9 protein-coding genes are annotated in these 15,537 nt (G+C 36.8%); 7 read left to right on the top strand and 2 right to left on the bottom strand.

Annotated elements, in window-relative coordinates; all coding sequences use genetic code 11:
* Nucleotides 1-78: 78 nt before the first annotated feature.
* Nucleotides 79-1,275 (top strand): sensor histidine kinase, encoded by a 1,197-nt coding sequence (locus tag GS03_RS07925; RefSeq protein ID WP_136152002.1) that lies wholly within the window; start codon nucleotides 79-81, stop codon nucleotides 1,273-1,275.
* A gap of 3 nt (nucleotides 1,276-1,278) precedes the next feature.
* On the opposite strand, the gene GS03_RS07920 is transcribed toward GS03_RS07925, so the two are convergent.
* Both GS03_RS07920 and GS03_RS07915 read right to left on the bottom strand, forming a co-directional pair.
* Nucleotides 1,279-2,181: a patatin-like phospholipase family protein gene (locus GS03_RS07920; RefSeq protein WP_136152001.1), complete on the bottom strand. Its 903-nt coding sequence runs from the start codon at nucleotides 2,179-2,181 to the stop codon at nucleotides 1,279-1,281.
* A complete protein-coding gene (locus GS03_RS07915) occupies nucleotides 2,178-4,250 on the bottom strand; it encodes a M1 family metallopeptidase (protein WP_136152000.1) in 2,073 nt (690 codons plus the stop codon). Before GS03_RS07915 ends, GS03_RS07920 begins: the two co-directional genes overlap by 4 nt.
* A gap of 185 nt (nucleotides 4,251-4,435) precedes the next feature.
* Between GS03_RS07915 and recG the strand changes: the two genes are divergently transcribed.
* The 6 genes from recG (at nucleotide 4,436) to pheT (ending at nucleotide 15,531) form a co-directional block, all read left to right on the top strand.
* Entirely contained in the window at nucleotides 4,436-6,544 is a 2,109-nt protein-coding gene (gene recG / locus GS03_RS07910) for an ATP-dependent DNA helicase RecG (RefSeq protein WP_136151999.1), read from the top strand.
* A gap of 112 nt (nucleotides 6,545-6,656) precedes the next feature.
* Nucleotides 6,657-7,715: an efflux RND transporter periplasmic adaptor subunit gene (locus GS03_RS07905; RefSeq protein ID WP_136151998.1), complete on the top strand. Its 1,059-nt coding sequence runs from the start codon at nucleotides 6,657-6,659 to the stop codon at nucleotides 7,713-7,715.
* A gap of 2 nt (nucleotides 7,716-7,717) precedes the next feature.
* Nucleotides 7,718-10,804, top strand: a complete 3,087-nt coding sequence (locus tag GS03_RS07900) for an efflux RND transporter permease subunit (protein ID WP_136151997.1) — start codon at nucleotides 7,718-7,720, stop codon at nucleotides 10,802-10,804.
* Nucleotide 10,805: 1 nt separating this feature from the next.
* Nucleotides 10,806-12,113 (top strand): TolC family protein, encoded by a 1,308-nt coding sequence (locus GS03_RS07895; RefSeq protein WP_136151996.1) that lies wholly within the window; start codon nucleotides 10,806-10,808, stop codon nucleotides 12,111-12,113.
* A gap of 29 nt (nucleotides 12,114-12,142) precedes the next feature.
* The gene (locus GS03_RS07890; RefSeq protein ID WP_136151995.1) at nucleotides 12,143-13,006 is read left to right on the top strand and encodes a bestrophin family protein; all 864 of its coding nucleotides are present in this window, start codon (nucleotides 12,143-12,145) and stop codon (nucleotides 13,004-13,006) included.
* Nucleotides 13,007-13,107: 101 nt separating this feature from the next.
* Entirely contained in the window at nucleotides 13,108-15,531 is a 2,424-nt protein-coding gene (gene pheT, locus GS03_RS07885; protein ID WP_136151994.1) for a phenylalanine--tRNA ligase subunit beta, read from the top strand.
* Nucleotides 15,532-15,537: the final 6 nt, after the last annotated feature.

The raw sequence follows: 15,537 nt of genomic DNA, 5'->3' as shown, positions 1-15,537 counted from the left end.
TCTTAAACAAACCTTAAGCTAAAAAGTTATTTTAATAATTGCATATTTTTATTTTTGCTTTGTTAAACAAATACCACTATGATAGAGCCAAAAATACCACTCAACGAGGCACGTCGTTTAAGAATATTAGAAGAATATCAAATTTTAGATAGCGGACAGGAAGACGAATATGATGACATTACAAAGTTGGCTTCCGAAATATGTGAAAGTCCAATATCTACCATTTCCCTTATAGATACAAACCGACAATGGTTTAAATCGGCACATGGTTTATCGGATACTGAAACACCAAGAGCTTTGTCCTTTTGTGCCCATGCCATAAACGACGTTGATATGTTTGTCGTAGAAGATGCCCGAAAAGACATTCGTTTTCATGATTCACCACTAGTAACCGGAGATCCAAATATTGTATTTTATGCCGGAGTTCCACTGATTGATAAAGACGGTTATGCTTTAGGGACACTTTGTGTAATTGATAGTAAAACCAAAAAACTAAATGCGTTTCAGGAAAAAGCATTAAGAACACTTAGCCATCAGGTGCTAAAACTGATTGAACTTAAAAAAGCTAATTTTAAATTAACTACCAAAAACAATCTTTTAAAGGAAAGCTATACCGAATTAGAACGCTTTGCCCAGGTAGTTTCGCATGATATAAAATCGCCATTAAATAATATTTTAGGGCTTACCGATTTGCTAAAGGATGAACATTGTCAAATAAAGAATCCTGAGGCAAAATTGTATATTGATCTAGTAAAGGAATCTTCAGAAAAACTGAAAGATTATATAGATGCAACGCTTAGAGCCTATAAAAACAAAACCTTGTTATCGGATGAAAAGGAATTTTTCCATTTGAATACTGTTTTGAAAGGCTGCATCCAATTGTTGAACCCGCTAAACGAATTTGAAATTAATCTTCCTGAGAACCTTGAGATTTTTAATTACAAAGGGATTTTTGAACAAATTTTTTTAAACCTAATCAGCAACTCCATAAAATACAATGATAAACCAAAAGTAATTATTGACATCAGCGTTTTAACCGAAGAAGGTTATTACACCATTATTGTAAAAGACAATGGGATTGGCATTGAAGAAGACCAACTGGAAAATATTTTTGGAATGTTTGTGATATTAGATAAAATTGATAGATTCAATAACAAAGGAACCGGTATTGGGCTTTCGACAGTCAAAAGTTTAGTAGAACGTGCCGATGGAAAAATTACCGTAAAATCTACTGTTGACGTGGGAACTAAGTTTATCTTGAAATTTAAAGCCTAAAAATCACTGCAAATTATCACTCATTAATTCGCTTTTGTTTTTAGCATATTCAAAGCCTTGTTTCCACCATTGCTTCATTTTACGTTTATCAAAAATCAAAGCATTATCGGTCAGCGTCGTTGGTGTATAGTATAAATTGAGTTTGACATCTTTGTTGTTTGCGGCCAATTTCCCAATCGTAATATCATGCTTTTCCACCTGATTTAAGAGTATCTGAAATAAATCAATCATCAATGAAAATGGATTTTTGCCAATGTTTTTGGGAGAAATCTGCACTTCGGTTTCTAATATCACTACATCAATCTCAGAAGCACCACGATTAATAGCTTCCCTTATGGGCACCAAACTCGAAAATCCACCATCTCCATATTCGTAATTGTCCTTTTTAGCCAAACTCATAAACGGAATATAATTGCAGGAAATCCAAATCCAGTCGCAAAATTCACTGTATTCAAAATCTTTAATCGACTTATATTCGACCTCGTTTTTAGACAAATTGGTAACCGTAACCACTATATCACAACCCGAAGCTTTTAGCTGGGTAAACTCCTTTAAAGTGAAACTCCTTCTGATATATTTTCGCAGTTTATAGCTTTCGCCAAAAGTCCTTTTCCTTTTCAAAAATTGCAACAGCACATTAAAATGGTTTATCGTAACCACATCAACATCATTCTTATGCTTAACAACAAAAGGATTAATATCAAAAATTTTGCCCATGTCAACATTAGTGTAAATCCGATGAATCTTGTCAACTTCGCCCAAAGCCAAATGTGGAATCAGCAAACTTCCGGTTGAACTTCCGATAAGAATATCATATTTGCAACCTTTTTCCTGAAGCAAATACTGCGCAACGCCGCCTCCAAAAGCGCCTTTACTGCCACCACCGGAAATTACTAATGCTCTCATTTCTTTTCTTCTAAAAGTTTGTCCAATTGTGCTTTTTCCTTTTCAGTTAGCGTATGATATATCATTTGAAATTGAGGCTTAGCGCCACCAACCAACAAATCTCGGATTTTATCACGGGCAAATTTTGTGAACTGCCATTTGTAATGTGTCGTTGCATTAACCAAATTTTTCAAAACCACAGGATCATTTTCATTTATGGCCAACGCATTGATAATCGCATTTTGGCGAACGGAACTTTCATACTTTGGCGAAGTATAATCAACCAACTCATTGTAATACTTTTCTTTTTCCGGACTTTGATTTTCGATGGAAAAAGTCAAAAATAAGGAGCGCAGACTTTTATCATTTCCGCCAATCCAATTTTGGGCTTTCGCCAAATAAATGGTTCGGTTTTCCGGAAAATTTTTCCACAGATTCATAAACGCAATTTCCCTGGTGTCATAAGAAGCATCATTCAACAAGCTTTCATAATTAGCTTTGAACTCTAACGGAATTTCATCGGTAAACTCAGCCACAGATTGCCGCACTTTGACATCATTTGTCTGCAATGCCAAAAGCAGTAATTCTTTTTTATCTTCAAACGGGAGGTCTTTTAGCTGATATAAAATCTCCGTTTTTACAGGATAAAAAACATTCGATTGCAGCAATGCCGCAAATCTTTCTTTATTCTCAACAAATGGTCTTAAACGCATTTTTTGGGTTTCAAAAAGTGTCCGTATGAATTCGTTTTTCTTCAGCAATGCATTGGCTTCATCACTTCGAAAACGATAATCTTCTAGCCAGACTTTCTTAAATGTTTCCGTATCAAAATCGGATACTTTTCTAACTTCTGCAAGGAAATCATCAGTCTCAGCACTTTGATATTGGTACTTTTTCAAATAATTGATTACCGCTTTCTGAAACAATTTTGGCCCGATAGTTTCTCGTATTAAGTGCAATGCCCAAGCTCCTTTTTGATAAAATGAAAAGGAACTCGCTTTTTCATTCATCACCGGAATCGTATCAGTTCTTGCGGCATTTCGGAGTTGCAACGAGGTTCTGTATAATTGATGGTAAAAATAATCATCACCAAAAACCTGTCGCTCCGCCAACAAAGCATAATAGGTTGCAAAACCTTCCTGCAACCAATGATGCTTACCTGATTTTGCGGTAACCAAATCGCCAAACCATTGATGCGCCAATTCATGCGCATTGACATTGACATAATTTCTATCGTTAAAACCAACAGCGTCCACCACATAATCCTGCGCGAAAATAGTCGCCGACGTATTTTCCATTCCGGCATAAAGGAAATCTTCCACCGGAATCTGCTTGTAGATTTGCCAAGGATACTTCACTCCTATTTCAGTTTCCAGATAATCAAAGATTTGTTTTGAATGGCGATACGTTGCTTCAAATTTGGCTGTGTCTTTAGGCTGGATAAACATTTGCAACGGAATTCCCGATTTAGAAGCGATAACCTGATGCCTAAAATCGCCAATGGCAACAGCCAATAAATAAGAACTCATTGGGCTTTTCATTTCATACTTCCAAATCATTTCATTTTTATTTGGCAATTCATCGAGCAAAACGCCATTCGATAAAACCTGATATTTTTTATCAAAACTAATGTTCAGATTAAAAATCACTTTTTCATTCACATCATCAAAACTCGGAAACCAATGACTGGTATATTTCCCCTGACCTTGTGTCCACACTTGCTGATTGCTACAGCTTTCACAAGTAAAATCGCCATTAAAATATAGGGTTTGTCTTGGAGTGGCTTCGTAGCTAAAAGCAACTGTGTTTTTGCCTGTTTTAAAGCCTTCAAAAAGATTTAGAGTTTTTCCTGTATTGGTGAATTTTACAGCTTTATTGTTAATTCTAACATTGGTTATAACCATTTTCTGCGCATCAATTTTAATGGTGTCGATAGCATGTTTTACTTCAAAAACATAACGGACTGAACCCGAAACTTTCTTCTCAATTGGGTTAATCGAAATATTCCCATAAGCAGTTTTAAAATCTACTTTTTGGGTTTGTTGTGCAAAAGTGAAAACGGTAAAAAGAAGAAAAAATAAATGTCGCATTGAAATACAATATCTGATACGAATATAATCATTTTCGGATTGACTGCTTTTCAAATTTTCAAATTAAAAAACTATCTTCGCTTAAGAAAGAAAATAGAAAAAAGAAGAAAGAAGAAAGACAAAATTTGACCTTAATACACTTCTCTTTTTTCTTTACTCTTTCTTCTTTGCTCTAATAAAAACAAATGTCAAACTCGCTTCTGCAAACTCCTATCGAATACCTTAAAGGCGTTGGACCTCAACGTGGTGAGTTGCTGCGTAAGGAATTGGGCATTCATCGTTATGAGGATTTGGTCAATTTTTATCCAAACCGCTACATTGACAGAACACGTTATTATAAGATTAATGAACTCCAAAAAAACGATAGCGAAGTTCAAATCATTGGCAAAATCATTCACATAAAAACAGTTGAATTTGGTAAAGCCAAAAAGCGATTGGTTGCCACTTTCGTGGATGAAACCGGTGAAATTGAACTCACCTGGTTTCAAGGCCATAAATGGATTCGCGACAGTTTGAAACTCAATGTTCCGTATGTTATTTTTGGAAAAGTAGCTTCGTTTGGAAACACTTTCAATATGGCGCATCCCGAAATGGAATTGCTTGCCGAACACGAACAAAGCCTGCGTTCGGCTATGCAGCCAGTGTATCCATCAACGGAAACCCTTACTAATCGTGGTATTTCCAATCGGGTTGTCAATAAAATGATGCAGCAATTATTTGTGGAAACACAAGCCAAGTTTATTGAAACTTTACCTGCTTATCTTTTGGATGAATTAAAATTGATTCCGAAAAATGCGGCGCTGTTTAACATCCATTTTCCAAAAAGCCAGGAACTATTGTCCAAAGCGCAATTCCGCTTGAAGTTTGAAGAGTTATTTTTTATTCAATTGCAACTGATTACCAAAAATCTGGTTCGGAAGCATAAAATCAAGGGGCATCCGTTTACTGTTGTCGGTGAAAATTTTAATAATTTCTTCCAAAATCATTTGCCTTTCGAACTGACGAATGCGCAAAAAAAAGTACTCAAGGAAATCCGAAACGATATGGGCACCAATGCCCAAATGAATCGACTTTTGCAAGGCGATGTTGGTTCGGGAAAAACAATTGTGGCGTTGATGGCGATGCTTATTGCATTAGACAATGGCTTTCAAAGTTGCCTAATGGCACCAACAGAAATTCTGGCAAATCAGCATTTTAATGGTTTAACCGAATTGGCTAAAGGATTAAATATCAATATAAAAATACTGACTGGCTCAACAAAAACTGCCGATAGAAAAATCATCCATGAAGAGTTAGAAAATGGAAGTCTGCACATTCTTATTGGCACACACGCTTTGCTCGAAGACAAAGTGCAGTTTCATAATTTGGGTTTAGCCATCATTGACGAGCAACATCGATTTGGTGTAGAGCAACGTTCCAAACTTTGGCAAAAAAATGATATTCCGCCACATATTTTGGTGATGACTGCTACGCCTATTCCACGAACTTTGGCGATGAGTTTGTATGGCGATTTAGATATTTCTGTGATTGACGAATTGCCGCCGGGAAGAAAACCAATTCAAACGGTTCATCGTTACGACAGCAACCGATTAAAAGTTTGGAAATTTATCAAAGATGAAATTGCCAAAGGCAGACAAATCTATATTGTTTACCCGCTGATTCAGGAAAGTGAAACCATGGATTACAAGGATTTGATGGATGGTTACGAGAGTATCTCGAGAGATTTTCCGTTACCTCAATACAGCATTTCTATCGTTCACGGTAAAATGAAACCCGCCGATAAAGATGCCGAAATGAAACGATTTGCCGAAGGAAAAACCAATATAATGGTAGCGACAACCGTGATTGAAGTTGGTGTAAATATCCCAAATGCGAGTGTAATGATTATTGAAAGTGCCGAACGTTTTGGCTTGTCACAATTACACCAATTGCGCGGCCGTGTTGGTCGTGGTGCCGAACAGAGCTATTGCATATTGATGACATCCTTTAAATTGTCGAGTGATAGTAAAGTCCGATTGGAAACCATGTGTCAAACGAATGACGGTTTCGAAATTGCAGAAGTTGATTTGAAACTTCGTGGTCCTGGCGATATTATGGGCAAACAGCAAAGCGGCGTTTTGCAACTTCAAATTGCTGATTTGGTAAAAGACAGAGATATTTTGATGGTTGCCCGAAATGAAGCTTTGAAACTTTTGAAAAAAGATCCATCAATGACTTTGCCCGAACATCAGACGCTTAGAACTGTATTTATTGAACTTTCCAAAAAGAAAAATATCTGGAATTACATCAGTTAAAAGATATTTGTATCTACAAGTGTTAAATAAAAATTAACTGTACTGCTGCTTTCATTGGTAAGAATTAGTTTTGTGTACTCAACTCCAACAAATTAAATTCAATCGAATTTCAATGAAAGTAAAAAATATTGTTATCGCTATTTTAGTCATTGCCCTTGGTGGGATGATTGTATACAGAATCACAAAAAACAAAGCCGAAAACGAAAAAGGCAACGATAAAAACGGAAAGAAACCTCCGATTGGTGTTAGTGCTGTTGTGGTTGAACCTCAGGAATTTTCGAATACCATTTCACTTTCGGGTTCTATTGATGCCAATGAACAGATTGAAATCAGAAGTGAGGTTTCAGGTATAGTTGAAACGATTTCTTTTACTGAAGGCAGCAATGTCAGTAAAGGACAAATCTTATTCAAAGTCAATGATATTGAACTCCGAGCACAATTAGTACAAGCCAAAACAAAAGAAAGTTTAGCTTCTGAAAACGAAAGAAGAGCCAAACTGTTATTACAAAAAGAAGCCATCAGTCAGGAAGAATATGATATTGCAAGTGCTGATTACAGAACTACAAAAGCACAAACCCAACTCATTCAGGCACAAATTGGCAAAACTACGGTCAGAGCTCCATTCTCGGGAAAGATTGGTTTGCGAAGCATTTCTCCCGGAACTTATGTAACTCCAACCACATTGATTGCCAAATTAGTCAGCACTAATCCATTAAAAATTACTTTCTCCATACCTGAAAAATACGCTACCGAAATCAACAAAAACAGCGAAATCACTTTTACAGTTCCAAACGTAGCTGATAAATTCACAGCCAAAATCTACGCTTTAGAACCGGCGATTGAAGCTACTACAAGAACATTACAAATAAGAGCGTTAACGGATAACAAAAACGGAAAACTACTTCCGGGAACTTTTGCTAACATAGAATTGCCCTTGAAAAACATCAAAGATGCTATCATTATTCCAACCGAAGCGATTGTACCTATTCAGGACGGGAAAAAAGTATTTATTGCCAACAATGGTAAAGCCAAAGAAGTAAAAGTAGAAACCTTAACCAGAACCGATAAAGACGTTGTTATTACTTCCGGATTAAAAATTGGCGATACGGTTTTGACTTCAGGAGTGATGTCGTTAAAGGATGAAGACGATATTAAAGTAAAAACTAAATAATTATGAGTTTATCCACTTTAAGCATCAAACGACCCGTTTTTACGATTGTCATCAATTTGACGATTATTCTTTTTGGAATCATTGGTTACAGTTATTTGGGCGTAAGAGAATTTCCTTCGATTGATCCGGCTCAAATTTCGGTGAAAACAAATTATACCGGTGCTAATGCTGATATTATTGAATCACAAATCACCGAACCCTTAGAAAAAGCAATTAATTCCATTGATGGAATTCGGAATATAACTTCCTCCAGTAATCAAGGTTCGAGTAATATTACCATCGAATTCAAGCTCGAAAAAAATCTGGAAGAAGCTGCCAATGATGTTCGTGATAAAGTATCACAAGCCGTTAGAAATTTGCCACAGGATATTGATGCACCACCAGTAGTTTCAAAAGCTGATGCCGATTCTGATGCGATTATTACAATGACAATTCAGAGCGATACCAAAAATACTTTAGAACTGAGTGATTATGCCGAAAATGTAATAGCCGAGCGTTTACAAACCATTCCGGGTGTGAGCAGCGTGCAAATTTGGGGACAGAAACGCTACTCAATGCGCATTTGGATTGATCCAGTAAAATTATCTTCTTATGGTGTGACCGTTTCAGATGTTAGAACAGCACTTGAAAAACAAAACGTAGAATTACCTTCGGGAAAGCTAACCGGTGCCAATACAGAATTGACGGTGAAAACCATGGGGAATCTTTCCGATGAAAAGGAATTCAACAATATCATTATCGTTGCTGAAGCTGATAAAATTGTCCGCCTGAGCGATATCGGTAAAGCCGAATTAGGTCCCGAAAATCTGGAAACCCAATTAAAATCAAACGGACAACCGATGGTAGGTTTGGGAATCATTCCACAGCCGGGAACGAATTACCTCGATATTGCCGAACAGTTTTACAAACAATACGACGCATTTCAAAAAGATTTACCCAAAGACATCAAACTGAATGTCGCTTTGGACAACACGCTTTTTATCAAAAAATCGGTAGTTGAAGTAGCTGAGACCTTATTGATATCCATTATATTGGTAATCCTGATAATTTACTTATTTTTTAGGAATTGGGCCATTGCTTTCCGCCCACTGATTGATATTCCGGTTTCACTTATCGCCACGTTTTTCATCATGTATTTGTGTGGTTTCTCCGTAAATGTATTGACACTTTTAGCCATTGTTTTGGCAACAGGATTAGTGGTCGATGACGGAATTGTAGTTACCGAAAACATCTTCAAAAAAGTCGAAGAAGGCATGACACCTATTGAAGCAGCTATCAAAGGTTCGAACGAAATTTTCTTTGCGGTAATTTCCATTTCCATCACATTGGCAGCCGTGTTTTTACCAATCATCTTTTTGGAAGGATTTGTTGGAAGATTATTTAGGGAATTTGGCGTCGTCATTGGTGCTGCTGTTTTAATATCGGCATTTGTATCTTTAACGCTTACGCCGATGTTAAATGCTTATTTAATGAAAGGCGGCGAACAAAAAAGAACAAAGTTCTACACCTTCACTGAACCATTTTTTGTAAACTTAAACAAAGGTTATGCAAGTTCTTTGGAGCGTTTTATGCAAAAAAAATGGTTAAGTTTTCCCATAGTGATTGCATGTATTGGGCTGATAATTTTATTTTTTAAAATCATTCCAAAAGAAACAGCTCCTTATGATGACCGAAGTTTGGTCGTTGTTGGTGTCACGACTCCCGAAGGTGCAACTTATGATTACACCGATAGATTTATGCAGGAGTTGTCACAGTTGGTTGATGATTCTATTCCGGAGAAAAAAATAGCATTGGTGATTACCTCTCCGGGATTTTTCTCCTCTTCGGTCAATAGCGGAAGAATTCGTATGGCCTTGAAAAATCCGGAAGATAGAGAGCGCTCTCAAAAAGAAGTTGCCGATGCTTTTACCAAATGGACCAAAAAATATTCGCAAGCCAAAGTCACCGTTTCCGAACAACCGACTATTGCCGTAAACAAACGTGGTGGTTTGCCAATTCAGTATATTATTCAGGCTCCAAATTTTGAAAAATTACGCGAAAAGATTCCCCAGTTTATTGACGAGGCGAATCAGAATGAAACGTTTTCCAATGTGGATGTGAATCTGAAATTCAACAAACCGGAAATCAATGTGACTATCGATAGAGATAAAGCAGAAAGTCTCGGCATTTCGGTTTTGGATGTAGCACAAACACTTCAGTTATCCTTGAGCGGACAGCGTTTTGGCTATTTCATGCGAAACGGAAAACAATATCAGGTCATCGGACAATTCGATAAAAAAGATCGTGACGCGCCATTAGATTTGACTTCGATGTTTGTCAAAAATAACAAAGGTGAATTAATTCAGTTAGACAATGTTGTCAGAGTAGACGAACAAAGTAATCCGCCGCAATTGTATCACAATAACAGGTATATGTCGGCTACCGTTTCTGCAGGTTTGGCTCCCGGAAAAAGTATCAGTGACGGAATTGACGCCATGGACGAAATCAAAGCCAAAGTGCTCGACGATAGTTTTACTACCGATTTGGGTGGCGAATCACGAGATTTTGTGGAAAGTAGTTCGAATACGATGTTTGCTTTTGGTTTGGCGTTGCTGTTGATTTATCTGATATTATCAGCACAATTTGAAAGTTTCATCGATCCGTTTATTATTATTTTAACAGTACCAATGGCAGTAGCCGGAGCGTTATTTTCGCTTTGGTTATTTGGTCAAACCTGGAATATTTTCAGCCAAATTGGAACGGTAATGCTTATTGGTCTCGTCACGAAGAACGGAATTCTGATAGTCGAATTTGCAAATCAATTACGAGAGCAGGGCTTATCAAAATATGATGCTATTGTTCAGGCTTCGGAAGCCAGACTTCGTCCAATATTGATGACGAGTTTAGCAATTGCTTTGGGAGCTTTACCGATTGCCTTGTCACTCGGAGCTGCTTCTACCAGCAGAATCGGAATGGGAGTTGTGATTGTTGGCGGAACAACTTTCTCGTTGATACTTACTCTTTTTGTGATTCCATCGTTTTACTTAATGTGGTCGCGAGCTAAGAAGCACCGACCTGAATTTGATAACATTGAAGCTTTAGAGAAATAGTATGAAAATCAAATCATTATATATCAGTCTAATTCTGTTGGTTTTTGTGTCAAAAATCCAAGCGCAGGAACTATTGAAACTGGAAGATGCGGTGAAAATTGCTCTGGAAAATAACTATGACATCAAACTTTCCAAAAACTATTTAAAGATTGACGAAGCTAATGCAACAGCCGGAAACGCTGGTATGCTACCGAAAGTAACCGCGAATGTTGTTGATAACAACAGCGTTCAATATAGTACACAAACCCGTCAGGACGGAACTAGAAACGAATTAAATAATGCCAAAAACAACAGTCTTACTTATGGTGCAAGTTTGGATTGGACAGTTTTTGATGGTTTTAAAATGTTTGCCAAAAAAAGTCAGTTAGACGAATTGAAAAAACTGGGCGATTCCAAATTAAAGCTTACCATCATCACCAAAATCAGTGATGTTACCATTACGTATTTTGATTTGGTACAACAGCAGCAGCAATTGGCTGCTTTAGACAGTTCGATGGTGATTTCAAATCAGCGACTTACCTTGGCACAAAATAGATACAGTATTGGAAAAGCTTCTAAATTGGAGGTTTTGAACGCTAAAGTCGATTTAAATACCGACCAGACAGTTATTTTAAAACAAAAGGAATCATTGAAAAATACGAAGATTCTACTGAACCAGCTTTTAGCAAGAGATGTAAAAATTGATTATACTGTCGTAAACCAAATTGACGTTGATAAAACCTTATTACTTCCTGAGATTAGTGACTTAGCAATCAAACAAAACCCGGTATTGGAAGCTCAAATCATCAATAAAAAAATAGCGGAACTTCAGTTGAAACAGGTTAAAGCCAATCGCTATCCAACAGTTAAAGTAAATACAGGTTATAATTTTGCCGAAAGTCAGTCGAGTTTAGGCTTCACTTCTGAATCGTACTCCAGAGGATTGAATTATGGTTTTAGCGCCAGCCTGAATATTTTTGACGGTTTTGCCCAACATCGCAATGAGAAGATTGCTAAAATAGAACTTGAGAATTCCAAAATTGCCATTGATCAACAAACTGCGGCATTGAAATCAGAATTGGAAAGCTCGTATCAAACGTATTTGACTAATTTAGATTTGATGCAACTGGAAGAAAAAAATGAAGCCATCGCCAGACAAAATATGGATATTACTATGGCGAAATTTAAAATTGGCACCATCACTCCTATTGAATTCAGAACAGCTCAGTTGAATTATATCAATGCAAAAGCCCGAAATACGAATATGCAGTATCAGGCAAAACTTTCTGAAATTACACTAAAAGAGTTAGCTGGAAATTTGAGTTTTTAGTTTATTTTTGATTTAAATTCAAAATCAAAATGATATCCTACAACACCAAAGACTGGTTTACCTTTATTTTTCGCTTTCACAAAGCAGATACTTTCCGAACACTTTTTCCCATCATGATTGCCATTGGCATTTATTCGGCAACCATTGGTTATCTCGAAGTGGAATATTGGAAATTAGCCGAAAACAGCTATGTGAAAAACATCACGATTATGCACGGAATGTTAGGTTTCGTGATCTCGTTATTGTTGGTATTCAGAACCAATACAGCCTATGACCGTTGGTGGGAAGGGCGAAAACTTTGGGGAAGTCTGGTCAACAACAGCCGTAACTTTTCGATAAAATTGTCCGGAATTTTACAAGAGGAAAAAGACAGAAGTTATTTTAGGAAAATGATTCCGAACTATGCTGCCATACTTCATGAGCATTTGAATAATTCGGATACGAGCAAGCAACTTTTTGATGATGTCGATTTAGAAATTGACCATCACAAACACAAACCAAATCAGGTTGCAAAAAAACTGTTCCATAAAATAAATGAGTTGTATCTGGAAAAGAAAATTACAGGTGATCAACTAATCATTCTCAATGCCGAAATTCAGTCTTTTACTGAAATCTGTGGCGCCTGTGAAAGAATCAAAAACACCCCAATTCCCTACTCTTACAGCGCATTTATCAAGAAATTTATTTTCTTTTATGTGATGACTTTGCCTTTTGGCTATTCCTTTAGTTTGGGGTATTACACTGCACCGGTGATTGTTTTTATCTTTTATGTTTTGGCAAGTTTAGAATTGATTGCCGAAGAAATTGAAGATCCGTTTGGCGGTGATGAGAACGATTTACCAACTCACAAAATGGCTGAAAACATCAAAAAACACGTTGGAGAAATATTGTAACCCTTTTTCCACTTTTTTTTAAAAATAATCATCGATAAACGACACTATTTTGTTTTATCTCTCATCAGCAATACTTATATTTGCTGACTTAAAGTAGATATATGAAGATTTCATACAATTGGTTAAAACAATTCATTAAAATAGATTTAAAATCAGAAGAAACAGCAACCTTACTGACCGATTTAGGTTTGGAAGTAGAAGTTGTTGAAAAATACCAATCGGTTCGTGGTGGTTTGGAAGGTGTTGTCGTAGGTCATGTTCTGACTTGTGAAAAACATCCTGATGCCGATAGATTAAGCATTACGACTGTTGATTTAGGAGATGGAACTCCAGTGCAAATTGTTTGCGGTGCGAGTAATGTTGCCAAAGGACAAAAAGTTCCTGTAGCTACTATCGGAACCAAATTGTTTGACAAGGATGGTGTTGAGTTTGAAATCAAAAAAGGAAAAATCCGCGGACAGGAAAGTCACGGAATGATTTGCGCTGAAGACGAACTTGGGCTTGGAACAAGTCATGACGGAATTATGATTTTGGATGCAAATCTAAAACTGGGAACTCCTGCAGCTAAAGTTTTTAATGTTGAAAACGACGAAGTTTTCGAAATTGGTTTAACGCCAAATCGCGCCGATGCTATGTCGCATTATGGTGTTGCAAGAGATTTACGTGCCAGTTTATTACAAAAAAACAGCAGCATCGAGTTAATAACTCCAACGGTAAGTACATTCCGAATTGACAAACGAACACTCAAAATTGATGTTGATGTTAAAGACAGTAAGTTAGCACCAAGATATTGCGGTGTAACCATTTCTGGAGTTACTGTAAAATCGTCACCGGCTTGGTTGCAAAACCGTTTAAAAGCTATTGGTTTAACTCCAAAAAATAATATTGTTGACATCACTAATTATATTCTTCACGATTTAGGGCAGCCATTACACGCTTTTGATGCTTCCAAAATCAGTGGAAAAATTATCGTAAAAACTGTAGCAGCCGGAACAAAATTTGTCACTTTAGACGATGTGGAAAGAACTTTACATGAAGAAGATTTGATGATTTGCGACGAAAAAGGACCGCTTTGCATCGCTGGTGTTTTTGGCGGAAAAGGATCCGGAGTAACCGAATCAACTAATTCAATCTTCCTTGAAAGTGCTTATTTCAATCCAGTTTCTGTTAGAAAATCGGCAAAAAGACATGCTTTGAATACGGATGCATCTTTCCGTTTCGAGAGAGGAATTGATCCAAACATTACAGAATTTGCATTGAAACGTGCCGCGCTTTTAATCAAAGAAGTTGCCGGTGGCGAAATCACTTCTGACATCGTTGATATTTATCCAAAAAAGATTGAAGACTTTCCTGTTTTCTTAAATTTTGATAAAACTGCCAAATTGATTGGGCAGGAATTACCAAAAGAAACCATCAAGAAAATTTTGGCTTCGTTAGATATTAAAGTAAACAGCGTTACCGATGCCGGTTTGGGTTTAATCATTCCTTCTTATCGTGTAGATGTGCAACGCGAAGTAGATGTTATCGAAGAAATCCTTCGGGTTTATGGTTATAACAACATCAATTTCACCAAAAAATTAAATGCTACTGTTGCCAATTCGGCCAGAACAGAAGATTATAAAGTGCAAAACATTGTGGCGACTCAGTTGAATTCGCTTGGATTTCACGAAATGATGGCCAACTCATTAACATCGCCGGATTATGTAAAATTATCCGAAATGTTGAAAGAAGAATACAACGTGATGATGTTAAACCCGTTGAGCAATGATTTGTCGGCAATGCGCCAATCGTTGTTGTTCTCTGGATTAGAAGCGGTATCTTATAATATCAACAGAAGAAATGGTGATTTGAAATTATTCGAATTCGGAAAAACATATCACAAATTACCTTCGGGTTATAACGAACCAAAACACTTAACACTTTTTGTATCCGGAAACAGAGTTGCGGAAAGTTGGACAACGACTGAAAAACCATCTGATTTCTTTTTGTTTAAAGGATTTGTGGATTCGGTTCTAAATCGTTTGGGAATTTGCAAAATAGAAAACAAACCTGTGGCTTCTGATGTGTTTGCAGAAGGAATAGCGATTGCTAACGGTAACGATACTTTGGTTGAATTTGGAACCGTTAAAAAATCAATTCTAAAGCATTTCGACATCAAACAGGAAGTTTTCTTTGCTGATTTCAATTGGAATCTGATTCTGAAACTGATTAACAATAAAATCAAGTTTATTGATATTCCAAAATATCCTGAAGTAAGAAGAGATTTAGCGCTTTTGGTAGATGATTCAGTAGCTTTTGATGCAATTTATGCTATTGCGCGTCAGACTGAGAAATCGTTATTAAAAGAAGTGAATTTATTTGATGTTTACCAAGGCAAGAATCTTCCGGAAGGCAAGAAATCTTATGCTGTGAGTTTCACCTTGCAGGACAACACCAAAACCTTGACAGACGAACAGATTGATAAAATCATGAACAAACTGCAGAAGAATTTAGAGACTGAAGTTGGTGCGAGTTTAAGACAGTAAAAAAAA

Source organism: Flavobacterium sangjuense, assembly GCF_004797125.1.
Classification (GTDB): domain Bacteria; phylum Bacteroidota; class Bacteroidia; order Flavobacteriales; family Flavobacteriaceae; genus Flavobacterium; species Flavobacterium sangjuense.
The sequence above is the reverse complement of the archived record's forward strand: the minus strand, read 5'-3'. Positions and strand labels throughout refer to the sequence as shown.

What these genes read in the sequence shown, in the direction of transcription:
- GS03_RS07895 (WP_136151996.1), top strand. Translation starts at nt 10,806, where the DNA reads ATGAAAATCAAATCATTATATATCAGTCTAATTCTGTTGGTTTTTGTG.
- GS03_RS07925 (WP_136152002.1), top strand. Translation starts at nt 79, where the DNA reads ATGATAGAGCCAAAAATACCACTCAACGAGGCACGTCGTTTAAGAATA.
- pheT (WP_136151994.1), top strand. Translation starts at nt 13,108, where the DNA reads ATGAAGATTTCATACAATTGGTTAAAACAATTCATTAAAATAGATTTA.
- GS03_RS07905 (WP_136151998.1), top strand. Translation starts at nt 6,657, where the DNA reads ATGAAAGTAAAAAATATTGTTATCGCTATTTTAGTCATTGCCCTTGGT.
- GS03_RS07920 (WP_136152001.1), bottom strand. Translation starts at nt 2,181, where the DNA reads ATGAGAGCATTAGTAATTTCCGGTGGTGGCAGTAAAGGCGCTTTTGGA.
- GS03_RS07900 (WP_136151997.1), top strand. Translation starts at nt 7,718, where the DNA reads ATGAGTTTATCCACTTTAAGCATCAAACGACCCGTTTTTACGATTGTC.
- recG (WP_136151999.1), top strand. Translation starts at nt 4,436, where the DNA reads ATGTCAAACTCGCTTCTGCAAACTCCTATCGAATACCTTAAAGGCGTT.
- GS03_RS07890 (WP_136151995.1), top strand. Translation starts at nt 12,143, where the DNA reads ATGATATCCTACAACACCAAAGACTGGTTTACCTTTATTTTTCGCTTT.
- GS03_RS07915 (WP_136152000.1), bottom strand. Translation starts at nt 4,250, where the DNA reads ATGCGACATTTATTTTTTCTTCTTTTTACCGTTTTCACTTTTGCACAA.